The 23495-nt window shown below is 56.2% G+C and carries 22 protein-coding genes and 1 other RNA gene; 16 read left to right on the top strand and 7 right to left on the bottom strand.

Going from position 1 to position 23495, the window contains the following annotated elements; translation table 11 throughout:
• Positions 1-4: 4 nt before the first annotated feature.
• The 3 genes from P0H77_RS17850 to zapA form a co-directional block, all read right to left on the bottom strand.
• Positions 5-601, bottom strand: a complete 597-nt coding sequence (locus P0H77_RS17850; RefSeq protein ID WP_276158621.1) for a 5-formyltetrahydrofolate cyclo-ligase — start codon at positions 599-601, stop codon at positions 5-7.
• Between the two features lie 15 nt (positions 602-616).
• Positions 617-800, bottom strand: a non-coding RNA gene (gene ssrS / locus P0H77_RS17845) — 6S RNA.
• A gap of 41 nt (positions 801-841) precedes the next feature.
• Entirely contained in the window at positions 842-1171 is a 330-nt protein-coding gene (gene zapA, locus P0H77_RS17840) for a cell division protein ZapA (protein ID WP_049838699.1), read from the bottom strand.
• A 168-nt stretch (positions 1172-1339) separates the two neighbouring features.
• On the opposite strand from zapA, the gene P0H77_RS17835 reads away from it, so the two are divergent.
• The 8 genes from P0H77_RS17835 to P0H77_RS17800 all read left to right on the top strand — a co-directional run bounded on the left by P0H77_RS17835 (position 1340) and on the right by P0H77_RS17800 (position 11428).
• Complete coding sequence (locus P0H77_RS17835) at positions 1340-1918, top strand: YecA family protein (RefSeq protein ID WP_276158620.1); 579 nt, start codon at positions 1340-1342, stop codon at positions 1916-1918.
• 21 nt (positions 1919-1939) lie between these two features.
• Positions 1940-3256, top strand: a complete 1317-nt coding sequence (pepP, locus tag P0H77_RS17830) for a Xaa-Pro aminopeptidase (RefSeq protein WP_276158619.1) — start codon at positions 1940-1942, stop codon at positions 3254-3256.
• Complete coding sequence (gene ubiH, locus P0H77_RS17825; protein WP_276158618.1) at positions 3253-4419, top strand: 2-octaprenyl-6-methoxyphenyl hydroxylase; 1167 nt, start codon at positions 3253-3255, stop codon at positions 4417-4419. Before pepP ends, ubiH begins: the two co-directional genes overlap by 4 nt.
• A gap of 53 nt (positions 4420-4472) precedes the next feature.
• Positions 4473-5675 carry an FAD-dependent 2-octaprenylphenol hydroxylase gene (gene ubiI, locus P0H77_RS17820; protein ID WP_276158617.1) on the top strand — a complete coding sequence of 401 codons (1203 nt, stop codon included), beginning with the start codon at positions 4473-4475 and terminating at the stop codon, positions 5673-5675.
• 376 nt (positions 5676-6051) lie between these two features.
• The gene (gene gcvT / locus P0H77_RS17815) at positions 6052-7146 is read left to right on the top strand and encodes a glycine cleavage system aminomethyltransferase GcvT (RefSeq protein ID WP_276158616.1); all 1095 of its coding nucleotides are present in this window, start codon (positions 6052-6054) and stop codon (positions 7144-7146) included.
• Positions 7147-7168: 22 nt separating this feature from the next.
• On the top strand, positions 7169-7558 hold the full coding sequence (gcvH, locus tag P0H77_RS17810) for a glycine cleavage system protein GcvH (protein WP_276158615.1): 390 nt from the start codon (positions 7169-7171) through the stop codon (positions 7556-7558).
• A gap of 182 nt (positions 7559-7740) precedes the next feature.
• Positions 7741-10614 (top strand): aminomethyl-transferring glycine dehydrogenase, encoded by a 2874-nt coding sequence (gene gcvP, locus P0H77_RS17805; RefSeq protein ID WP_276158614.1) that lies wholly within the window; start codon positions 7741-7743, stop codon positions 10612-10614.
• Between the two features lie 70 nt (positions 10615-10684).
• Positions 10685-11428: an SDR family oxidoreductase gene (locus P0H77_RS17800; RefSeq protein ID WP_276158613.1), complete on the top strand. Its 744-nt coding sequence runs from the start codon at positions 10685-10687 to the stop codon at positions 11426-11428.
• Between the two features lie 95 nt (positions 11429-11523).
• Here P0H77_RS17800 and P0H77_RS17795 read toward each other — a convergent pair whose 3' ends face one another.
• Together P0H77_RS17795 and P0H77_RS17790 are read right to left on the bottom strand one after the other, a co-directional pair.
• Complete coding sequence (locus P0H77_RS17795) at positions 11524-12957, bottom strand: 6-phospho-beta-glucosidase (protein WP_276158612.1); 1434 nt, start codon at positions 12955-12957, stop codon at positions 11524-11526.
• Positions 12958-13072: 115 nt separating this feature from the next.
• Complete coding sequence (locus tag P0H77_RS17790) at positions 13073-13801, bottom strand: MurR/RpiR family transcriptional regulator (protein ID WP_276165172.1); 729 nt, start codon at positions 13799-13801, stop codon at positions 13073-13075.
• A 271-nt stretch (positions 13802-14072) separates the two neighbouring features.
• On the opposite strand from P0H77_RS17790, the gene P0H77_RS17785 reads away from it, so the two are divergent.
• A complete protein-coding gene (locus P0H77_RS17785; protein ID WP_276158611.1) occupies positions 14073-14732 on the top strand; it encodes a hemolysin III family protein in 660 nt (219 codons plus the stop codon).
• Positions 14733-14771: 39 nt separating this feature from the next.
• On the opposite strand, the gene ygfZ is transcribed toward P0H77_RS17785, so the two are convergent.
• Positions 14772-15755, bottom strand: coding sequence for a tRNA-modifying protein YgfZ (ygfZ, locus tag P0H77_RS17780; protein ID WP_276158610.1), 984 nt, complete (start codon positions 15753-15755; stop codon positions 14772-14774).
• Positions 15756-16003: 248 nt separating this feature from the next.
• On the opposite strand from ygfZ, the gene sdhE reads away from it, so the two are divergent.
• The gene (gene sdhE / locus P0H77_RS17775) at positions 16004-16270 is read left to right on the top strand and encodes an FAD assembly factor SdhE (protein WP_276158609.1); all 267 of its coding nucleotides are present in this window, start codon (positions 16004-16006) and stop codon (positions 16268-16270) included.
• Positions 16251-16661: a protein YgfX gene (locus P0H77_RS17770; RefSeq protein WP_276158608.1), complete on the top strand. Its 411-nt coding sequence runs from the start codon at positions 16251-16253 to the stop codon at positions 16659-16661. The genes sdhE and P0H77_RS17770 overlap by 20 nt, the downstream gene beginning before the upstream one ends.
• A gap of 10 nt (positions 16662-16671) precedes the next feature.
• On the opposite strand, the gene fldB is transcribed toward P0H77_RS17770, so the two are convergent.
• Positions 16672-17193 (bottom strand): flavodoxin FldB, encoded by a 522-nt coding sequence (fldB, locus tag P0H77_RS17765; RefSeq protein ID WP_276158607.1) that lies wholly within the window; start codon positions 17191-17193, stop codon positions 16672-16674.
• A gap of 101 nt (positions 17194-17294) precedes the next feature.
• Here fldB and xerD point away from each other — a divergent pair, with 101 nt between their 5' ends.
• The 5 genes from xerD to lysS all read left to right on the top strand — a co-directional run bounded on the left by xerD (position 17295) and on the right by lysS (position 23464).
• Entirely contained in the window at positions 17295-18191 is an 897-nt protein-coding gene (xerD, locus tag P0H77_RS17760; RefSeq protein WP_276158606.1) for a site-specific tyrosine recombinase XerD, read from the top strand.
• Between the two features lie 24 nt (positions 18192-18215).
• On the top strand, positions 18216-18929 hold the full coding sequence (gene dsbC / locus P0H77_RS17755) for a bifunctional protein-disulfide isomerase/oxidoreductase DsbC (RefSeq protein ID WP_276158605.1): 714 nt from the start codon (positions 18216-18218) through the stop codon (positions 18927-18929).
• Positions 18930-18934: 5 nt separating this feature from the next.
• A complete protein-coding gene (gene recJ / locus P0H77_RS17750) occupies positions 18935-20668 on the top strand; it encodes a single-stranded-DNA-specific exonuclease RecJ (RefSeq protein ID WP_276158604.1) in 1734 nt (577 codons plus the stop codon).
• Positions 20669-20838: 170 nt separating this feature from the next.
• A protein-coding gene (gene prfB / locus P0H77_RS17745; protein ID WP_176920966.1) for a peptide chain release factor 2 occupies positions 20839-21937 on the top strand; the annotation gives its coding sequence in 2 pieces (ribosomal slippage) (positions 20839-20913 and positions 20915-21937; 1098 coding nt in all).
• A 9-nt stretch (positions 21938-21946) separates the two neighbouring features.
• Positions 21947-23464 carry a lysine--tRNA ligase gene (lysS, locus tag P0H77_RS17740; RefSeq protein WP_276158603.1) on the top strand — a complete coding sequence of 506 codons (1518 nt, stop codon included), beginning with the start codon at positions 21947-21949 and terminating at the stop codon, positions 23462-23464.
• Positions 23465-23495 lie beyond the last annotated feature (31 nt).

Below are 23495 nucleotides of genomic sequence, written 5' to 3'. Positions count from 1 at the left end.
GGGGTTACCACTCCCATATTACGGAGGGAGTGACCACCGCAGGCAGCGGTATATCCCACTCTTCCACCGGCAGCGCCTCCACGCGCTGACAATCATGCGCGTAGCCTACCGGCTGTAAGCGATACTGCTGCCAGTGCTGTAAGGTACGATCGTAAAACCCACCGCCCATCCCCAGCCGCTGACCCTGACCGTCAAACGCCACCAGCGGCGTGACCAGCACGTCGAGCTGCGTCAGGGGCAGCACGTCACGCACGTCCAGCTTCGGCTCGTGGATTTTCAGACGATTCACCACCAGTTCGCTTTGCGGATGGTAGTGCAGAAACAGCAAGTTGCCAGGGCTAAAAGGATGCAACACCGGAAGGTAAACCCGCTTGCCGGCGCGCCACAGTTGTTCAATCAGCGGACGAGTATCAAGCTCGCCATCAAAGGAGAGAAACAGCGCCACGGTATGCGCCATCACCACCGGCGGATACGCCATCATGCGGGCGGCGGCCTGCTGGGCGAAATGCGTTTGTTGGTCAACAGAAAGGGTACGGCGAAGCTGCCTGATATGGCGGCGAATTTCCTGACGCTGAAGTGACGTAACGGTAAGTTCAGTCATGGTAGTAAAAGAAGGGGAATCTCCGAGATGCCGCCGCAGGCTGTAACCCTTGAACCCTTGGTTCAAGGTGAATGTGTCGTCACAGTTTTAAGGCTTCTCGGACGAACCGAGCATGCTCACCAACCGTGGAGCGCCACATTCTGTTGGTATGAAATATCGGCTCAGGGGACTGGCCCGCTTGCAAACATCTCAGAGAAATTTTGTCTTCACGATAACTCTACCATAGCTAATCGCAAAGTGTTATTCAAACTTTGGCCCCGATCTTTCGGATATGCGACCTTGCTCAAGTAATGCCTGTTCAATGGTCTGTTGCAGCATCCGAATACGTTGCTCCATGCTGGCAGCGTAGTCGCGGGTTTTTGCCTTTTCCTGAGTTAACTCATAGCTGATGTTCAACGCGGCGATGAAAACCAGCTGCTCAGTATTTGTGACTCTAGTGCGTTCTTTCAGATCTTGCAACCGCTGATTCAGATCGTCCGCAGCCTGATTCAGGGCATCCCTTTGTTCAGGCGGGCAATTCACGCGTAGTGAACGGCCAAAAATATGGATATCGACGGGTTGTGCAGACATGCCACCTTCCTGCTGAATTGACTGCGCGGCCTTCGTACCCGAATCCGGGGCTGGCGAAGGGGCGACACTATAGCTACCCTGGCGTGCAGATACAAGCCCTTTTCTGGTATCACCAGGGTCCAAAGTGGTAGCATAACATGAATCTTCCCCCAACGATGACGAATGCGCATGTCTATAAAGAATGAAATGCCTGGTTACAACGATGTGAACCAGTTACTGAACCAACAGGGAGCAGGATTAACCCCGGCAGAAATGCATGGTTTGATTAGCGGGATCCTTTGTGGCGGCACCACGGACACGTCATGGCAGCCGCTGTTGCACGATCTTACTAACGAAGGTCTGGCGTTCGGCCATGAGTTAGCGCAGGCGCTGCGTAGCATGCACTCCGCCACCAGTGATTCGCTGGAAGACGACGGTTTTCAGTTCCAGCTTTATCTTCCGGAAGGGGATGAGGTCAGCGTTTTCGACCGTGCTGATGCGCTGTCGGGCTGGGTAAACCATTTCCTGCTGGGGCTGGGCGTGACGCAGCCGAAGCTGGATAAAGTCCCTGGTGAAACCGGTGAGGCGATTGACGATCTGCGCAATATTGCTCAGCTTGGCTACGATCTGGAAGAAGATCAGGAAGAGCTGGAAATGTCGCTTGAAGAGATTATTGAATACGTCCGCGTTGCTGCGCTGTTGTGCCACGATACCTTCACACGCCAGCAGCCGACCGCGCCGGAAGTGCGCAAACCGACCTTACATTAAGAAAATACTCATGGAGGTATCATGACTCAGCAGGAGTTTCACCGTCGTCGCCAGGCACTTCTGGCCCAGATGCAACCGGGCAGCGCGGCGCTGATCTTTGCCGCGCCGGAAGCCACGCGCAGCGCGGATACCGAGTATCCGTATCGCCAGAGCAGCGACTTCTGGTACTTCACCGGTTTCAATGAGCCGGAAGCCGTGCTGGTGCTGATTAAAAGTGATGATACCCACAACCACAGCGTATTGTTTAACCGCCTGCGCGATCTGACGGCGGAGATCTGGTTTGGCCGCCGTCTCGGTCAGGACGCCGCCCCGGAAAAATTGGGCGTCGACAGGGCGCTGGCGTTTAGCGAAATCAATGCGCAGCTTTATCAATTACTTAACGGTCTGGACACCGTCTGGCACGCCCAGGGCGAGTATGCGTATGCTGACCAAATCGTCTTTAACGCGCTGGAAAAACTGCGTAAAGGCTCGCGGCAGAATCTCTCCGCGCCTGGCAACATTGCCGACTGGCGTCCACTGGTGCATGAGATGCGCCTGTTCAAATCGGCGGAAGAAATTGACGTGCTGCGCCGCGCCGGGGAGATCACCGCGCTGGCGCATATTCGGGCGATGCAACAATGCCGTCCGGGCATGTTTGAATATCAACTGGAAGGGGAAATTCACCACGAATTTACGCGCCACGGCGCGCGTTACCCGTCGTATAACACCATTGTCGGCGGCGGCGAAAACGGCTGCATCCTGCACTACACCGAAAACGAAAGCGAACTGCGCGACGGCGATCTGGTGCTGATCGACGCGGGCTGCGAATACCGGGGCTATGCGGGCGATATTACGCGCACCTTCCCGGTGAACGGCAAATTTTCCCCGGCGCAGCGTGAAATCTACGACATCGTGCTTGCGTCGCTGGAAACCGCGCTCAAACTTTATCGGCCGGGAACCACCATTCAGGAGGTGACCACCGAGGTCGTGCGCATCATGATCGCTGGTCTGGTGAAGCTCGGCATTTTGCAGGGTGAGGTGGAAGAACTTATCGCCAGCAACGCCCATCGCCCGTTCTTTATGCACGGTCTGAGCCACTGGCTGGGGCTGGACGTTCACGATGTCGGTGCCTACGGCGTTGATCGTTCGCGGGTGCTGGAACCCGGCATGGTGCTGACCGTCGAGCCGGGGCTTTATGTCGCGCCGGATGCCGATGTGCCGCCGCAGTATCGCGGGATTGGCATTCGCATTGAAGATGACATCGTGATCACCGCGTCGGGCAATGAAAATCTCACCGATCGCGTAGTGAAAAAAGCCGACGATATCGAAGCCTTAATGGCGGCGGCGCGCGAACAATGAGCGTGATTATTGTAGGCGGCGGCATGACCGGCGCAACGCTGGCGCTGGCGATATCACACTTAACTCAGGGAGCGCTGGCGATCCATCTGATCGAGGCGGTCGCGCCTGACGCGGCGGCCCATCCGGGCTTTGACGCGCGAGCCATCGCGCTGGCCGCAGGAACCTGTGAGCAGCTGGCGCGTATCGGCGTCTGGCAGGCCATTGCCCGCAGCGCTACGCCGATTAACACGGTCCACGTCAGCGATCGCGGTCATGCGGGCGCGGTCATGCTGGACGCCAGCGATTATGCGATTCCGGCGCTAGGACAGGTGGTGGAACTTCATGACGTTGGTCAGCATCTGTTTGCGCTCCTGCGTAAAGCGCCCGGCGTAACGCTGCACTGTCCTGCGAGCGTGGTCAGCCTGGCGCGCTGTCAGGATGATGTCAGCGTTACGCTGGATAACGGTGACACGCTGACAGGACGTCTGCTGGTGGCCGCTGATGGTTCACGCTCGGCGCTCGGCGCGCAGTGCGGTATTCAGTGGCAACAACAGCCGTATCAGCAGATAGCGGTGATTGCCAACGTCACCACCGCGCTTGCTCATCAGGGGCGTGCCTTTGAGCGTTTTACGCCAGACGGCCCCCTCGCCATGTTGCCAATGTCTGCCGGGCGCAGCTCGCTGGTCTGGTGCCATCCTCTCGACCGCCGCGACGAAGTCATGTCGTGGACCGACGCGCAATTTTGTGACGAATTACAGCGCGCCTTTGGCTGGCGGCTGGGGCGTATTACGCATGCCGGGCAGCGGGCGGCCTATCCGCTTGCGCTCACCACCGCTTCCGCGTCTATTTCGCATCGGCTGGCGCTGGTGGGCAACGCCGCGCAAACGCTGCACCCCATTGCCGGTCAGGGCTTTAACCTTGGCCTGCGCGATGTGATGAGTCTGGCGGAGACGCTGGCGCAGGCAGACGATCCCGGCAGCTATGCTACGCTCAGTCGCTATCGCGACCGCCGCAGCGCGGATAAAGCTGCCACCATCGGTGTCACCGACGGGCTGGTGCATCTGTTTGCTAACCGTTGGTTTCCGTTGATTGCCGGACGTAACGTGGGACTGATGGCGATGGAAGGCTGCTCTGTGGCCCGTAACGCGCTGGCCCGCCGCACGCTGGGCTGGGTAACGCGCTAAGCTATCTCATTCAAACCATCTCGCCTGCCGAATCAGGCTTCAGGAGTAGAACTGTGCAAAGTGTTGACGTAGCGATTGTTGGCGGGGGAATGGTCGGGCTGGCGATTGCCTGCGGTCTTCAGGGCAGCGGCCTGCGCGTGGCCGTACTGGAACAAAAAACGGTCCAAAAACCAGAGATGGACGCGCCCCATGCGCTACGCGTATCGGCCATTAACGCGGCCAGCGAAAAGCTGCTGACCCATCTTGGGGTATGGTCTTCTGTTATCGAACAGCGTGTCAGCTGCTATCACGGCATGGAAGTGTGGGAAAAGGACAGCTTCGGGCATATCAGTTTTGACGATCGCAGCATGGGCCATACTCATCTGGGTCATATTATTGAGAATGACGTCATTCATTACGCGCTGTGGCAAAAAGCGCAGCAGTGTCAGGACGTAACGTTAATCGCTCCGGCTGAGTTGCAGCAGGTAGCGTGGGGCGAGAACGAGGTCTTCCTGAATCTGAAAGATGGCAGCATGATGACTGCCCGGCTGGTCGTGGGAGCGGACGGCGCTCACTCCTGGCTGCGCGACAAAGCCGATATCCCGCTGACCTTCTGGGACTATAACCATCATGCGCTGGTCGCGACCATCCGTACCGCCGAGCCGCATCAGGGCGTGGCGCGTCAGGTCTTTCACGGCGAGGGCATCCTGGCGTTCCTGCCGCTTAGCGATCCGCACCTGTGTTCTATCGTCTGGTCGCTGGCCCCTGACGAGGCCGCGCGGATGCAGCAGGCTGAAGACACCGCGTTTAATCAGGCATTAACGGTTGCTTTTGATCATCGTCTGGGGCTGTGCAACGTGGAGAGCGAACGCCAGGTTTTCCCGTTAACCGGCCGCTACGCGCGCCAGTTTGCTGCGCACCGTCTGGCGCTGGTTGGCGATGCTGCCCATACCATTCATCCGCTGGCCGGGCAGGGCGTTAACCTTGGTTTTATGGATGCGGCGGAACTGATCGGTGAACTGCGCCGTCTTAATCAGCAGGGTAAAGATATCGGGCAGTACATGTATTTACGCCGCTTTGAACGCAGTCGTAAGCACAGCGCCGCGCTGATGCTTGCCGGGATGCAGGGATTTCGCGAACTCTTCGCCGGGCATAATCCGGCGAAAAAGTTCCTGCGCGATATTGGCCTGAAAATCGCCGACACGCTACCCGGCGTGAAACCGCAACTCATCCGTCAGGCGATGGGAGTAAACGATCTCCCTGACTGGTTACGTTAACTGGGTCACACTTTTCTTCCCGGCCTCAGCGCCGGGATTTTTTACCTCGTTTGAGAAATTCTAATTTCACTCATCTTTTCGCATTACTTTTTGTAATGTCATCAATTGTGCTCTAAGAAATTTTTGCCAGTTTTCCCAATTTAAATATTGCTAAATTCGTTGTTGAGCCGTCGATATATGCTTTTTTTCGCGTCGTTGCGCATTTAGCCAGTCAAAAATTCTGCTGCGGTTTCTGCGCATTTTGGTCATAAGCTAATGTGATGACCTTCTTTAGCTTATGGTTTACGCCAGGGTTCGGTGGTAAGTTCAGACCAAAGAGAACGTTTGCGTCGCCACTGTTTCGCTGGCGAAACCCGGCTGATTTGACGAGGAAAAGATGGCTCAACAGACTCCGTTATACGAACAACACACCCAGTGCGGCGCACGAATGGTGGATTTTCACGGCTGGATGATGCCGCTGCATTACGGCTCCCAGATTGATGAGCACCACGCGGTGCGTACCGACGCCGGTATGTTTGACGTCTCGCATATGACTATCGTCGATCTTCGCGGTAACCGTACCCGGGAGTTTTTACGCTATCTGCTGGCTAACGACGTCGCAAAACTGACGAAACCCGGTAAGGCGCTTTACTCAGGCATGCTCAATGCATCCGGCGGTGTGATTGACGACCTTATCGTCTATTACTTCACGGAAGAGTTCTTCCGCCTGGTCGTTAACTCCGCCACCCGTGAAAAAGACCTTGCCTGGATCACCCAGCACGCCGAATCTTACGCCATCGACATCACCGTGCGCGACGATCTGTCCCTGATTGCGGTCCAGGGGCCAAATGCACAGGCGAAAGCGGCCACGCTGTTTACTGAAGAACAGCGCCAGGCAGTAGCGGGTATGAAACCGTTCTTTGGCGTACAGGCGGGCGATTTGTTTATCGCGACCACCGGCTATACCGGCGAAGCGGGTTATGAAATTGCGCTGCCCAATGAGCAGGCGGCGGATTTCTGGCAGGCGCTGGTCGATGCGGGGGTTAAACCCTGCGGCCTGGGCGCGCGCGACACGCTGCGTCTTGAAGCGGGCATGAACCTCTACGGTCAGGAAATGGACGAAGGCGTCTCTCCGCTGGCGGCAAATATGGGCTGGACTATCGCCTGGGAACCCGCCGATCGCGATTTTATTGGCCGCGACGCGCTTGAATTGCAGCGTGAAAGAGGCACCGAACAGCTGGTCGGCCTGATGATGACCGAAAAAGGCGTGCTGCGTAATGAATTACCGGTGCGCTTTACCGATGCGCAGGGCAACCCGCAGGAAGGCGTTATCACCAGCGGCACTTTCTCGCCGACGCTGGGCTACAGCATTGCGCTGGCACGCGTTCCGGCAGGCATTGGCGATAAAGCGATTGTGCAAATCCGCAACCGGGAAATGCCGGTTAAGGTCACGAAACCTGTTTTTGTTCGTAACGGCAACGCCGTTGCGTAATGTACTTTCTGGAGAATGAGCGATGAGCAATGTACCTGCGGAACTGAAATACAGTAAAGAACACGAGTGGCTGCGCAAAGAGGCGGACGGTTCTTACACTGTCGGCATTACTGAACATGCGCAAGAGCTGCTGGGCGACATGGTGTTTGTCGATTTACCGGACGTGGGCACTACCGTCAGCGCTGGTGATGACTGCGCGGTGGCAGAGTCAGTGAAAGCCGCCTCCGACATTTATGCGCCGATCGGCGGTGAAATTGTGGCGGTAAACGACGCGCTGGGCGACTCCCCGGAACTGGTTAACAGCGAGCCTTATGCCGGCGGCTGGATTTTTAAAATCAAAGCCAGTGACGAAACCGAAATTGACGCGCTGCTGGATGCCACTGCCTATGAGGCACTGTTAGAAGACGAATAAGCCTTCATCGCCGGATACGAAGCCGAACCAGACGCATTCCGTAGGCCCGGTAAGCGTAGCGCCACCGGGCATCCGGCCAGAAGCCAGACCAGACACAATCCGTAGGCCCGGTAAGCGTAGCGCCACCGGGCATCCGGCCAAAAATAACCACCATTCACCGAATGTTTCAGGAACCCTCGCTCATGACCCAGACGTTAAGTCAGCTTGAAAACAGCGGCGCTTTCATTGAACGCCATATCGGACCGGATGCCACGCAACAGCAGGCTATGCTGAATGCCGTGGGTGCCGCGTCGCTGGACGCGCTGATCGGCCAGATTGTGCCAAAAGACATCCAGCTTGCCACCCCGCCGCAGGTGGGGGATGCCGCGACCGAACACGCCGCGCTGGCGGAACTCAGGGCCATTGCCCGCCGCAATAAGCGCTTCACGTCTTACATCGGCATGGGTTACACCAACGTTCAATTACCGCCGGTGATCCTGCGCAATATGCTGGAAAACCCTGGCTGGTACACCGCCTACACGCCATATCAGCCGGAGGTCTCTCAGGGCCGTCTGGAAGCGCTGCTCAACTTCCAGCAGGTGACGCTGGATCTGACCGGGCTGGAGATGGCGTCCGCCTCGCTGCTGGACGAAGCAACCGCCGCCGCAGAAGCGATGGCGATGGCAAAACGCATCAGCAAGCTGAAAAACGCCAACCGCTTCTTCGTGGCCGCCGATGTGCATCCGCAAACGCTGGACGTGGTGCGCACCCGTGCCGAAACCTTTGGTTTTGACGTGATTGTCGACGATGCCGACAAAGTGCTGGATCATCAGGATGTCTTTGGTGTGCTGCTGCAACAGGTCGGCACCACCGGGGAAATTCATGATTACAGCGCGCTGATTGGCGAACTGAAATCACGCAAAATCGTCGTCAGCGTGGCCGCGGATTTTATGGCGCTCGTGCTGCTGACCGCACCGGGCAAACAGGGCGCGGACATCGTCTTCGGCTCTGCACAACGCTTCGGCGTCCCTATGGGCTACGGCGGCCCACATGCTGCTTTCTTTGCGGCAAAAGACGAATTTAAACGCTCCATGCCGGGGCGAATCATTGGCGTGTCGAAAGATGCCGCAGGCAACACGGCACTGCGCATGGCGATGCAGACCCGCGAGCAACATATCCGCCGCGAGAAAGCCAACTCCAACATTTGTACCTCGCAGGTGCTGCTGGCTAACATTGCCAGCCTGTATGCCGTTTATCACGGACCGGTTGGCCTGAAACGAATTGCCAGCCGTATCCACCGCCTCACCGATATCCTGGCGGCTGGCTTACAGCAAAAAGGTCTGAAACTGCGCCACGCCCACTATTTCGATACCCTCTGCGTTGACGTTGCGGATAAAGCGGCCGTGCTGGCGCGTGCCGAGGCGGCGGAAATCAACCTGCGCAGCGACATTCACAACGCGGTAGGCATCACCCTGGATGAAAGTACCACCCGTGACAACGTGCTTACGCTGTTTGCCGTTCTTCTTGGCGACGATCACGGCCTGGATATCGACGCGCTGGATAAAGACGTTGCCCATGACAGCCGCGCCATTCCGGCCGCCATGCTGCGCGACGACGCAATCCTCACGCATCCGGTCTTCAATCGTTATCATAGCGAAACCGAGATGATGCGTTATATGCACTCGCTGGAGCGCAAAGATCTGGCGCTGAATCAGGCGATGATCCCGCTCGGCTCCTGTACCATGAAGCTCAACGCCGCCGCGGAAATGATCCCTATTACCTGGCCAGAATTCGCCGAGCTGCATCCGTTCTGCCCGGCGGATCAGGCGGAAGGGTATCATCAGATGATCAACCAGCTTTCCGACTGGCTGGTCAAACTGACAGGCTACGATGCGCTCTGTATGCAGCCGAACTCCGGCGCGCAGGGTGAGTATGCGGGGCTGCTGGCGATCCGTCACTATCACGAAAGCCGTAACGAAGGGCACCGCGATATTTGTCTGATCCCGAGTTCCGCCCACGGCACTAACCCGGCTTCCGCGCAGATGGCGGGGATGCGCGTGGTGGTGGTGGCCTGCGATAAAAACGGCAACATCGATCTTAACGACCTGCGCGCGAAAGCGGAGCAGTCGAGCGACAACCTTTCCTGCATCATGGTGACCTATCCCTCCACTCACGGCGTGTATGAAGAGACCATTCGCGAAGTCTGCGATATCGTGCACCAGTTTGGCGGCCAGGTTTATCTTGACGGCGCGAACATGAACGCTCAGGTGGGCATCACCTCGCCAGGCTTTATCGGCGCGGATGTTTCCCATCTCAACCTGCATAAAACCTTCTGCATCCCGCACGGCGGCGGCGGTCCGGGCATGGGACCGATTGGCGTGAAGGCGCATCTGGCTCCGTTTGTGCCGGGCCATAGCGTGGTGCAAATCGAGGGTATGCTCACTCGTCAGGGTGCGGTTTCTGCGGCACCGTTTGGCAGCGCCTCTATCCTGCCGATTAGCTGGATGTACATTCGCATGATGGGCGCGGAAGGGCTGAAGCAGGCAAGCCAGGTGGCGATTCTGAATGCCAACTACATTGCCAGCCGTCTGAAAGACGCTTTCCCGGTGCTGTACACCGGCCGCGACGGGCGCGTGGCGCACGAATGTATTCTCGACATCCGTCCGCTGAAAGAAGTCACCGGGATCAGCGAGCTGGATATCGCCAAGCGCCTGATTGACTATGGGTTCCACGCGCCGACCATGTCCTTCCCGGTCGCGGGGACGCTGATGGTCGAGCCAACCGAGTCAGAAAGCCAGATGGAGCTGGATCGCTTTATTGAGGCAATGCTGGCGATCCGCGCGGAAATCGACCGCGTGCAGAAAGGCGAATGGACGCTGGAGGATAACCCGCTGGTCAACGCCCCGCACACGCAGCGTGAGCTGGTCGCGGAGTGGGCGCATGGCTATAGCCGTGAAGAGGCGGTCTTCCCGGCAGGCCCGGTGAATAAATACTGGCCGACCGTGAAGCGTCTTGATGATGTTTACGGCGACCGTAATTTATTCTGCTCCTGTGTGCCGCTGAGCGAATATCAGTAATAAAGGCTACAGTATGACAAGCCGGGTAAGCGTCAGCGCTGCCCGGCTTTTTTTATCTTCAGGAGGATAAATGGGCATTGCACTTGTGACCGGCGCCAGCCGGGGGATTGGACGCGCGACCGCGTTGCAGCTGGCGGGTGAGGGCTATACGCTAGCGGTAAATTATCATCACAATATTCAGGCGGCGACCGGGGTTGTCGAGGCGATAACTGAGCAGGGCGGCCGCGCGTTCGCTGTGCGTGCGGATGTCAGCGATGAATCACAGGTGATGGCAATGTTTGACGCCATTGACCGCACGGGCGAGCCGCTGATCGCGCTGGTGAATAACGCGGGAATTTTGTTTCAGCAGTGTACGGTTGAGGAGCTTGATGCCAGCCGCATCAACCGCGTGCTGGCGACGAATGTGACAGGCTACTTTCTCTGCTGTCGTGAGGCGGTAAAGCGGATGTCGCACCGGCACGGCGGGCCGGGTGGGGCGATTGTTAACGTCTCCTCCGCCGCATCGCGGCTGGGTGCACCGGGTGAATATGTCGATTACGCCGCCTCTAAAGGGGCGGTGGATACGTTAACCACCGGTTTGGCGCTGGAAGTGGCGGCGCAGGGCATTCGGGTTAACGGTGTGCGACCCGGATTGATTTATACCGGGATGCACGCCTCCGGCGGCGAGCCGGGGCGCGTGGACCGGGTAAAATCGGCGCTACCGATGCAGCGCGGTGGCCAGCCGGAAGAGGTGGCGCAGGCGATAGTCTGGCTGCTGAGTGAGAAAGCGTCGTATGTGACGGGAAGTTTTCTTGAACTGGCGGGTGGGAAATAGGTGCCCGGTGGAACGTCCATGCCCGGTGGCGCTGCGCTTACCGGGCCTACAGTTTTACCAGGTCGTCGGCCACGCGACCCGCGTGGCATAAACGATTAAAGATTCTCGCCGTTACTGGCAATCACGCCCTGATACCAGGCAAAACTTTTCTTGCGTGAACGGGACATATCGCCGGTACCGTCATCATGCTTGTTGACGTAAATAAAGCCGTAGCGTTTGCTGTACTGTCCGGTGGTAAACGACACGCAGTCAATGCAGCCCCACGGCGTATAGCCCATCAGATCCACGCCATCGTGCGTAACGGCTTTGACCATCTCTTCCACATGCGCGCGCAGGTAGTCGATGCGATAATCATCGTTAATGCTGCCGTCCGCTTCTACCTTATCGTACGCGCCAAAGCCGTTCTCAACGATAAACAACGGTTTCTGATAGCGCTCATAAAGCTCGCACAGCGCGTAGCGCAGGCCGACCGGATCGATCTGCCAGCCCCAGTCGGAGGCTTTGACGTGCGGGTTAGGCACGCTGCCCTCAAAACCGGAAATGGCATCGCCGCTGCCGCCATCGGCTTTCACCGCATTGGTCATGTAATAGCTGAAACCGAGATAGTCACAGGTTCCCTCGCGCAGGATCTGCTCATCACCTGCTTCCATCGCGATGGTAAATCCGCGACGTTCCCATTCATTCAATACATATGACGGATAGTAGCCGCGCAGCTGCACGTCGGTGAAGACATAACGTTCGCGCATTGATGCCTGCGCGTACATCACGTCTTCCGGCTTACAGGAGAAGGGGTACAGCGGCACCATTGCCAGCATGCAGCCGACCTGCATCGCCGGATTAATGCGCCGCGCCGCCTTCACCGCCAGCGCGCTGGCAACAAACTGGTGATGCAGCACCTGATACATGGTCTCTTCGGGATTGTCGTGGTCGGTATAGACGACGCCGGAACAGCAGTAGCCAAACAGCGGCGCGCGCCAGTTACGCTGGTTATTGATTTCGTTGAAGGTCATCCAGTATTTGACCTTGTTTTTGTAGCGCTCGAAAACCACTTCCGCGAAGCGAACAAAGAAATCCACCACCTTCCGGTTGGTCCAGCCGCCGTACTGCTGCACCAGGTGCAGCGGCATCTCAAAATGGGAAAGGGTGATCACCGGCTCAATGTTGTATTTAAGCAGTTCATCAAATACATCATCGTAAAACTGCAAACCTTCTTCATTTGGCTCCAGCTCATCGCCCTTTGGGAAAATACGCGTCCAGGCAATAGAGGTGCGGAAGCATTTGAAGCCCATTTCGGCAAAGAGTTTGATGTCCTCTTTGTAATGGCTGTAGAAGTCCACCGCTTCGTGATTCGGATAGTATTTGCCCGGCACCACCTGCCCGGTGATCTCACGCGGAACGCCGTGCGCGCCGCCGGTCAGCACGTCGCAAATGCTGGGGCCTTTTCCGCCCCGATCCCAGCCGCCCTCAACCTGATGTGCGGCCACCGCGCCGCCCCACAGAAAATCTTTTGGTAACGTTAATTTTTTCATTCTGACCTCGATCTATTACGTTCTGCCTCCGAGTCTGGCAAATACGTTAATCAATGTCACGATATAACAAATCGCGCGGAAGGTGATTTGTTACACCAAAAAAACAGGGTGTTTTTCACGGCAGTTTTTTTGCCAGCTTTCTACCCAACGCCTCCAGAATATAAATGACCGGAACCTGGGTCGTAATATCATAGACGCCACCGATCCGCGTCTGGGATACATGCCAGGAGAGATTAAAATCTGCCAGTTTTGCCAGTCGCGACTGTTCATGGCTGGTAATGGAAAGCACCTTACAGTGGTGCAGGCTGAACTGGCTGGCAAAGCGCAGGATCTCCTCCGTTTCGCCGGATACTGACAATACAATTGCCAGCGCATTTTTCGCCATGTCATTGGTGACCGGGAAATAAGGATCGTCAATATGGTTACTGAATTTTCCGACGTTTGAAAAGAATCGCGCGCCATATTTTGCCAGCGAGCCAGAGGTGCCTGCGCCGACGAATATTATTCGTTCTGAGGAGAGAATAATATCGACCGCACGATCCAGTAATTTATCAAACTCGTCATTATTAACGCTTTTAAAAAAGCTGATAATTTCGCTGGCCCCAAAATCAGGCCGCTGCGGTTCGTTCTGCTCAAGATAGAGTTTAAAACGCACGCGAAATTCTGAGTAACCCTCGCAATTGAGCTTGCGACAAAAGCGCAGCACCGTAGTCGTTGAAACCTCCGCCGCATCCGCCAGTTCGCGAATGGTCATATACATTACCGCGTCACGGTTTTTGATAACGTAGTGATAGACCTTCATCTCAAGATTGTTAAGCGTGACGATCGCGGCGTGGGTGAAGATGCTCACAATGATAATTACCCTGAATGAAAACGTTGGCATCATTATGCCGTTTTACGCCTCGTTGCGGAAAGGATCGTGCGAACCGAAGCAGGTCATTGATTTTATTTAGTTAAAAACTAAACAGCTGTAAGGTGGATTTTACATTTATCTTTTTGATTTTAAGTTCATTATTTTTTTTCTGTTTTATTTTAGCGAACAGGTGTTCACTGAAACTATTCTCAGCTACTCTGGTGAAGCATCGTGCATATCGTCCGTTCTTCCGGAGTTCACTATGGTTCGTAAGCCGTCAATGACGCAGGGATATTCACTGGCAGAGGAAATTGCCAACAGCATCAGCCACGGTATCGGACTGGTGTTTGGTATTGTCGGACTGGTGTTGTTGCTGGTGCAGGCGGTGGACAGCAATGCCAGCGCGACGGCGATCACCAGTTACAGCCTGTACGGCGGGAGTATGATCCTGCTTTTCCTGGCCTCAACCCTTTACCACGCCATTCCCCATCAGCGGGCTAAGCTATGGCTAAAAAAATTCGACCACTGTGCGATCTATCTGCTGATTGCCGGAACCTATACGCCTTTCCTGCTGGTAGGCCTGGATTCACCGCTGGCGCGCGGGCTGATGATCGTCATCTGGAGCCTGGCGCTGCTGGGCATTTTGTTCAAACTGACCATTGCGCATCGCTTTAAGGTCTTATCGCTGGTGACCTATCTGGCGATGGGCTGGCTGTCGCTGGTAGTGATTTATGAAATGGCGGTCAAACTGGCGGCAGGCAGCGTCACGCTGTTGGCGGCGGGCGGGATTGTTTACTCGCTGGGGGTAATTTTCTACGTTTGCAAGCGCATTCCCTACAACCACGCGATCTGGCACGGCTTCGTGCTGGGCGGCAGCGTCTGTCACTTTCTGGCGATTTATTTGTATATCGGCAAGGTGTAAAAGCCCCGGCGGCGTCAGGCGCGCCGGGGACATTCAAACTCAGCTTTCTTCCAGCGAATACGGCAGCGGCTCAATATGCAGGGTGTTCACGTCATCGCGCACGCGGAAAACGCTGTCCGGCTCCATATCGTTATTCATCACCGCCTGAACCAGCAGGCGTCCATCGTCAAGCTGTACGGCAGCCAGGATGGTGCCGGTGCGGCGCCAGTTCTCGCCCATTTGCAGCTCCAGATCTTCCCCGGCTTCCGGAACGCGGCTGGCCTGGCCTGCCAGCGACCACAGCGCGCGTTTGTTCGCGCCGCGGAATTTGGCGCGGGCAACCATTTCCTGCCCGGTATAGCAGCCTTTTTTAAAGCTGATGCCGCCCAGCGCCTGCAAGTTAGTGGCCTGCGGAATAAACTGCCCGCTGTTGGCCGCGTCAATCACCGGCAGCCCGGCTTCAATATTCAGCGCCAGCCACTGTTGGCTGTTATTCAATTGCGCTTCGCCACGCAGGGCCTCGGTAACACGCTGCGCCGTTGCCGCATCGGTCACCAGCAGGAAACGCTCGTCAGGATGCGCAAACCACAGCAGTGATGTCTCGCCCTCTGTCGTGACCTGTTTATCAGCGTCCGGTAATTCACTGAATAAATTCGCCAGGGCCGCGCGGGCCTGGAATCCGGCAATACCTAAAAGCACGGACTCATCATCAGCGGCGATGGTTACTTTAGAAAACACCGCGTACTTTTTCAGTTCGGTAAGCTGGGCATCGCGCAGGCTGCGGCGCTCAATCCACGCAAAGCCTCCGGCGTGGTGGAAAAGACGCATGTTACTCCACATCTTGCCTTTGGCATCGCAATGCGCGGCCAGCAGATGCTGATGTTCCGTCAGGGTAGCCACGTCAGCCGTTACCTGACCCTGTAAATATTTTTCGCTATCCGCGCCGGTAATGGTCGCCAGCGCCCAGTCATCAAGCGTCATAAGCGTCAGCGGCAGACGCGCGGAGGCGGAAGGCTGGCGCGGAGGAAATGGAGTAAAAGCCATAATGTTGTCCTGGTTGCGTAACGCGAAGTAAGAATATAACTCATGGTAAAAGAGCCAGTTGCCATTGCAAGCGCTTTTAACGCGCCTTTTGTGCCGTTTTTGCGGTGGAACAGGAAAGGCAATTGTGGAGAAATGATTAATTTTACAGGATTTTAAGTGGAATCAGGCTCGCAGGACACAATAATCCTGTAAAGTAAGTCGATAAAACGCGTTACACTACTCTGATCTAGCGACGCAGGATTGAAAACATGGATATTAATAACAAAGCCCGTATCCACTGGGCATGCCGCCGCGGTATGCGCGAACTCGATATTTCCATCATGCCTTTTTTTGAATACGAGTACGACACGCTGAGTGATGATGACAAACATCTCTTCATTCGCCTGCTGGAATGCGACGACCCGGATTTATTTAACTGGTTGATGAATCACGGTAAACCCGCTGACGCAGATCTACAACGCATGGTGCAATTAATTCAAACACGGAATCGGGAACGTGGTCCTGTGGCAATCTGATTTACGCGTCTCGTGGCGCTCACAGTGGCTATCGCTTCTGCTTCATGGCGTGGTCGCCGCTCTGGTTTTACTCATGCCGTGGCCGTTAAGCTACCTGCCGCTATGGCTGCTGCTGCTGTCGCTGGTGGTATTTGACTGCGTGCGTAGCCAACGGCGTATCAACGCCTGCCAGGGGGAAATCAAACTGATGATGAATTCCCGGCTGCGCTGGCAGGGTCAAGAATGGGAAATTACCGGCGCACCCTGGATGCTGAAAAGCGGCATGATGCTGCGACTACGTAAGTTGGGTAGCCGTCGGCGACAGCACCTGTGGCTGGCAGCGGACAGCATGGAAAGCGGTGAATGGCGCGATCTGCGCCGGATGCTAATGCAACAGCCAGCGCGGCGTTAATAATGAAGGCTCAGGAGAACTGCTCTGCCATCTCCATAAGGATCTGCTCGCACCACGTCTGGATGCGCTCATCGCTGAGATCGTATTGATTGGTTTCATCCAGCGCCAGACCAACGAACAGTTTGCCGTCGGCGATAACCGGTTTTGGGCTGGTGAATTCGTAGCCTTCAGTGGGCCAGTAGCCGATGAACTTCACGCCATTCATCGTCAGTTGATCGTGGAGCATACCAAGCGCGTCAAGGAACCATTCGCCATAGCCCAGCTGATCGCCCATACCATAAAGGGCAACGGGTTTGTCCTTCAGGTTGAGCGTGCCGAGCCGATCCCAGATGGCTTCCCAGTCTTCCTGAATTTCGCCGAAATCCCAGGTTGGAATGCCCAGAATAAGGACATCGTACTGCTCCATCAGCGCGGGAGAATCATCTTTCAGGTTGTGTAGCGTGACCAGTTCCGGCCCGATAATGTCGCGAATTTTTTCTGCTGCCATCTCGGTGTAGCAGGTGCTGGAACCGTAAAAAAGACCAATGTTCATGGCGTAAACGTCTCAATTCTTCTCGTGACTTTGCGCTCAGTGTACCAGAAACGTGAATTAATCAGGCATAATGCAGCAGCAGAGGCGGTAAAGAGGCACGGATGGATCAGGATCTTGCACGTATAGAACAGTTTCTGGATGCGCTCTGGCTGGAGCGCAACCTGGCGGAGAATACGCTCAGCGCCTATCGACGCGATCTGACGATGCTGGTGGAATGGCTGCATCACCGCGAATTATCGCTCGAACGCGTGCAGCATGACGATCTTCAGTCGTTGCTGGCGGAGCGCCTGGCGGGCGGTTATAAAGCCACCAGTTCCGCACGGCTGCTGAGCGCCACGCGGCGGTTTTTTCAGCATCTGTACCGTGAAAAAATCCGTGCGGACGATCCCAGCGCGCTGCTGGCGTCGCCAAAGCTGCCGCAGCGGCTGCCAAAAGATTTATCCGAGCAGCAGGTTGAACGTCTGCTGCAAACGCCCGTTACCGATCAGCCGCTGGAGCTGCGCGATAAAGCCATGCTGGAAGTGCTGTACGCCACCGGACTGCGCGTCTCTGAGCTGGTAGGGCTGACCATGAGCGATATCAGCCTGCGGCAGGGCGTGGTACGGGTGATCGGTAAAGGCAATAAAGAGCGGCTGGTGCCGCTCGGCGAAGAAGCGGTGTACTGGCTGGAAACGTATCTTGAACACGGGCGGCCCTGGCTGTTAAACGGCGTCTCCATTGACGTCCTGTTTCCCAGTCAGCGCGCGCAGCAGATGACGCGCCAGACCTTCTGGCATCGCATTAAGCATTACGCGCAGCTTGCTGGTATCGACAGCGAAAAACTGTCGCCGCACGTGCTGCGCCATGCCTTTGCCACCCATTTACTTAATCACGGCGCGGATTTGCGCGTCGTGCAAATGCTACTGGGCCACAGCGATCTTTCGACGACGCAAATTTATACCCATGTAGCCACTGAACGCTTACGGCAGTTACATCAGCAGCATCATCCGCGCGCGTGATTGCCTGAAATAAAAGGATACGTTATGAAAAAAGGTTTATTGATCCTGTCGCTGCTGACCACGGCGTTTACCGGTATGGCCCACGCTGACGATGCGGCGATCCAACAGGCTCTGGCGAAGCTTGGCGTGCAAAGCACTGATATTCAGCCTGCGCCTGTCGCGGGTATGAAAACCGTTCTGACCAACAGCGGCGTGCTGTATGTGTCCGACGACGGCAAGCACATGATCCAGGGGCCAATGTATGACGTCAGCGGCGCACATCCGGTTAACGTTACCAATCAGCTGTTGATGAAGCACCTGAACGCGCTGGAAAAAGAGATGATCGTCTATAAAGCGCCGCAGGAAAAATACGTCATCACCGTCTTTACCGACATCACCTGCGGCTACTGCCACAAGCTGCATGAAGAGATGAAAGACTACAACGCGCTGGGCATTACCGTGCGCTATCTTGCCTTCCCGCGCGCGGGTCTGCAAAGCCAGCCCGAGCAGGATATGAAAGCTATCTGGTGCGCGAAAGATCGTAATAAAGCGTTCGACGATGCGATGAACGGCAAAGGCGTGACGCCAGCCTCATGCGATATCGATATCGCCGACCATTACGCGCTTGGCGTGCAGTTCGGCGTCAACGGCACGCCCGCTATCGTGTTAAGCGATGGCAATGTCGTGCCGGGCTATCAGGGGCCGAAAGAGATGAAAGCTTTCCTCGATGAGCACCAGAAACAGACCAGCGGTAAATAATTCGCGTGAAACAACCGATACAACTACGCCGCCGCGAGGTGGATGAAACAGCGGATCTTCCCGCCGACCTGCCTGCGCTATTGCGGCGGCTCTACGCCAGCCGTGGCGTGAAAGGGGCGCAGGATCTGGAGCGAAGCGTCAAAGGTATGCTGACCTGGCAGCAACTGACCGGCGTTGAGAAAGCGGTCGATATGCTCTACAACGCGCTTCGCGAAGGGTTGCGTATCGTCGTGGTCGGCGACTTTGACGCCGACGGCGCGACCAGCACCGCGCTTAGCGTACTGGCGCTGCGGGCGCTGGGCTGCGAAAGCGTGGCGTATCTGGTGCCGAACCGTTTTGAGGATGGATACGGCCTGAGTCCGGAGGTGGTCGATCAGGCGCATGCCCGTGGCGCGCAGATGATCATGACCGTGGATAACGGGATCTCTTCCATCACCGGGGTCGATCGGGCGCATGCGCTGGGGATCCCGGTACTGGTCACCGATCACCATCTGCCCGGCGACACGCTCCCGGACGCCGAAGCGATCGTTAACCCCAACCTGCGCGACTGCGATTTTCCGTCGAAATCACTGGCGGGCGTTGGCGTGGCGTTTTATCTGATGCTGGCCCTGCGTGCCCATTTACGCGATCGGGGCTGGTTTGAGACGCGCGGCATTGCGGCACCGAATCTGGCCGAACTGCTGGATCTGGTGGCGCTCGGCACGGTGGCGGATGTGGTGCCGCTTGATGCGAATAACCGCATTCTCACCTGGCAGGGCCTGAATCGCATTCGTGCCGGTAAATGCCGTCCTGGTATTAAAGCGCTGCTGGAGATATCCCGCCGTGAACCGCACCGCTTAGCCGCCAGCGACTTAGGCTTTGCACTCGGCCCACGGCTGAACGCCGCCGGACGGCTCGACGATATGTCGGTCGGCGTGGCGCTGCTGCTGTGCGAGAACATCGCCGAGGCCCGCGTGCTGGCAAGCGAACTCGACGCGCTTAACCAGACGCGTAAAGAGATCGAGCAGGGGATGCAAATCGAAGCGCTGGCGCTGTGCGAAAAGCTGGAGCGCAGCCGTGAGGCTTTGCCCGGTGGGCTGGCGATGTATCATCCCGAATGGCATCAGGGGGTGGTGGGTATTCTGGCCTCGCGGATCAAAGAGCGTTTTCACCGCCCGGTGATTGCCTTTGCACCTGCGGGAGACGGCACCCTGAAAGGCTCAGGGCGTTCCATTGCCGGTCTGCATATGCGCGACGCGCTGGAGCGTCTGGATACCCTCTACCCGGAGCTGATCATTAAGTTCGGTGGTCATGCGATGGCGGCGGGGCTTTCCCTTGATGAGACGCGCTTTGACGAATTTCAGCAGCGCTTTGGCGAACTGATTACCGAGTGGCTCGATCCGGCATTATTGCAGGGCGAGGTGGTTTCCGACGGTCCGCTTTCGCCCGACGATATGACGCTGGAAATTGCCGAAATGCTGCGTGATGCCGGCCCGTGGGGACAAATGTTCCCGGAGCCGCTGTTTGACGGACGTTTTCGCCTGCTGCAACAGCGCATTGTGGGTGAACGTCACCTGAAAGTGATGGTTGAGCCGGTCGGCGGCGGTCCGCTGCTGGACGGCATTGCGTTTAATGTCGATACCTCCTGCTGGCCGGATAACGGCGTGCGCGAGGTTGAACTGGCTTACAAACTCGATATTAACGAGTTTCGCGGCAACCGCAGCCTGCAAATTATCATCGATCATATCTGGCCACTGTAGCGCCTGATATTCACCTCCTGCTGCAAACTCTGGCGCAGGATTATCGGTCGTTCCGGGCCTGCGCCCGGATACATCCCGAATAATTTTGTGTGTATAAAAAAAGCCGTGAATTGGGTACAATCTCACCCTTATAACTGCATTTTGACACGTTCAATAAAAGAAACCTGACTATGTTTGAAATTAACCCGGTAAAAAACCGCATTCAGGACCTCACCGATCGCTCTGGCGTTCTTAGGGGGTATCTTTGACTATGATGCGAAGAAAGAGCGTCTCGAAGAAGTAAACGCCGAGCTGGAACAGCCGGACGTCTGGAACGAACCTGAACGCGCACAGGCGCTGGGTAAAGAACGTTCCTCCCTCGAAGCCATTGTCGAAACCCTGGATCACATGTCTCAGGGGCTGGAAGATGTTTCCGGGCTACTGGAGCTGGCTGTTGAAGCCGACGACGAAGATACCTTCAACGAAGCCGTTGCCGAACTTGACGTGCTGGAAGAGAAACTGGCGCAGCTTGAGTTTCGCCGCATGTTCTCCGGCGAATACGACAATGCCGACTGCTACCTGGATATCCAGGCAGGTTCAGGCGGTACAGAAGCGCAGGACTGGGCCAGCATGCTGGAACGTATGTATCTGCGCTGGGCGGAAGCGCGCGGTTTTAAAACCGAAATCATTGAAGAGTCTGAAGGCGAAGTCGCGGGTATCAAATCCGTGACCATCAAGATTTCCGGCGATTACGCCTATGGCTGGCTGCGTACCGAAACCGGCGTTCACCGTCTGGTTCGTAAGAGTCCGTTTGACTCCGGCGGCCGTCGCCATACCTCGTTCAGTTCCGCCTTTGTTTACCCGGAAGTAGACGACGATATCGATATCGATATCAACCCGGCGGACCTGCGTATTGACGTTTATCGCGCATCCGGTGCGGGTGGCCAGCACGTTAACCGTACCGAATCCGCAGTACGTATTACGCACATTCCGACCAATACGGTAACCCAGTGTCAGAACGACCGTTCCCAGCATAAAAACAAAGACCAGGCCATGAAGCAGATGAAAGCGAAGCTTTATGAACTGGAAATGCAGAAGAAAAATGCTGAGAAGCAGGCGATGGAAGACAACAAGTCTGACATTGGCTGGGGCAGCCAGATCCGTTCTTATGTCCTTGATGACTCCCGCATCAAAGACCTGCGCACCGGGGTTGAAACCCGTAACACGCAGGCGGTGCTGGATGGCAGCCTGGATCAATTCATCGAAGCAAGTTTGAAAGCAGGGTTATGAGGAACCAACATGTCTGAACAAAACGTACAGAGCGCTGACGCGGCGGCCGATCTTAATAATGAACTGAAATCGCGCCGCGAGAAGCTGGCTGGCCTTCGCGAGCAGGGAATTGCCTTCCCGAACGATTTTCGTCGCGACCATACCTCAGACCAACTGCACGCTGACTTTGATGCGAAAGAAAACGAAGAGCTGGAAGCGCTGAACATCGAGGTCACCGTTGCTGGCCGCATGATGACCCGTCGTATCATGGGTAAAGCCTCTTTTGTTACCCTGCAGGACGTTGGCGGCCGCATTCAGCTGTATGTTGCCCGTGACGATCTGCCGGAAGGCGTTTATAACGAGCAATTCAAGAAATGGGATCTCGGCGACATCCTCGGCGCAAAAGGTAAGCTGTTCAAAACCAAAACGGGCGAACTGTCTATCCACTGTACCGAACTGCGTCTGCTGACCAAAGCGCTGCGCCCGCTGCCGGACAAATTCCACGGTTTGCAGGATCAGGAAGCGCGCTATCGTCAGCGTTATCTGGACCTCATCTCTAACGATGAATCCCGTAATACCTTTAAAGCGCGTTCGCAGATCCTCGCCGGTATTCGTCAGTTCATGGTTGGCCGTGGCTTTATGGAAGTCGAAACGCCGATGATGCAGGTGATCCCAGGCGGTGCGTCTGCGCGTCCGTTCATCACCCATCATAATGCGCTGGATCTGGACATGTACCTGCGTATCGCGCCGGAACTGTACCTGAAACGTCTGGTGGTCGGTGGCTTTGAGCGCGTCTTTGAAATCAACCGTAACTTCCGTAACGAAGGCATCTCCGTTCGCCATAACCCAGAGTTCACCATGATGGAACTCTATATGGCGTATGCAGATTATAAAGATCTGATCGAGTTGACCGAATCCCTGTTCCGCACCCTGGCGCAGGATGTTCTGGGCAAAACTGAAGTGCCTTATGGCGATGTGACGTTCGATTTCGGCAAGCCGTTTGAAAAACTGACCATGCGCGAAGCGATCAAGAAATACCGTCCGGAAACGGAAATGGCCGATCTGGATAACTTTGATTCAGCCAAAGCGATTGCCGAATCTATCGGCATTAAACCCGAGAAAAGCTGGGGCCTGGGCCGTATCGTCACCGAGATCTTCGAAGAAGTAGCGGAAGCGCACCTGATTCAGCCGACTTTCATCACCGAATACCCGGCAGAAGTCTCTCCGCTGGCGCGCCGTAATGACGTGAATCCTGAAATCACCGATCGCTTTGAGTTCTTCATTGGCGGACGTGAAATCGGTAACGGCTTTAGCGAACTGAACGATGCCGAAGATCAGGCGCAGCGCTTCCAGGATCAGGTTGACGCCAAAGCCGCAGGCGATGACGAAGCGATGTTCTTTGACGAAGACTACGTGACCGCGCTGGAACACGGCCTGCCGCCGACCGCAGGTCTGGGTATTGGTATTGACCGTATGGTGATGCTGTTCACCAACAGCCACACCATCCGCGACGTGATCCTGTTCCCGGCGATGCGCCCGGTGAAGTAAGCCTGTTGTACTGAAAAAAGCCCCGACGCTA

The organism is Superficieibacter sp. HKU1 (assembly GCF_029319185.1).
Lineage (GTDB): Bacteria > Pseudomonadota > Gammaproteobacteria > Enterobacterales > Enterobacteriaceae > Superficieibacter.
This window is presented reverse-complemented; position numbering and strand designations above follow the sequence as displayed.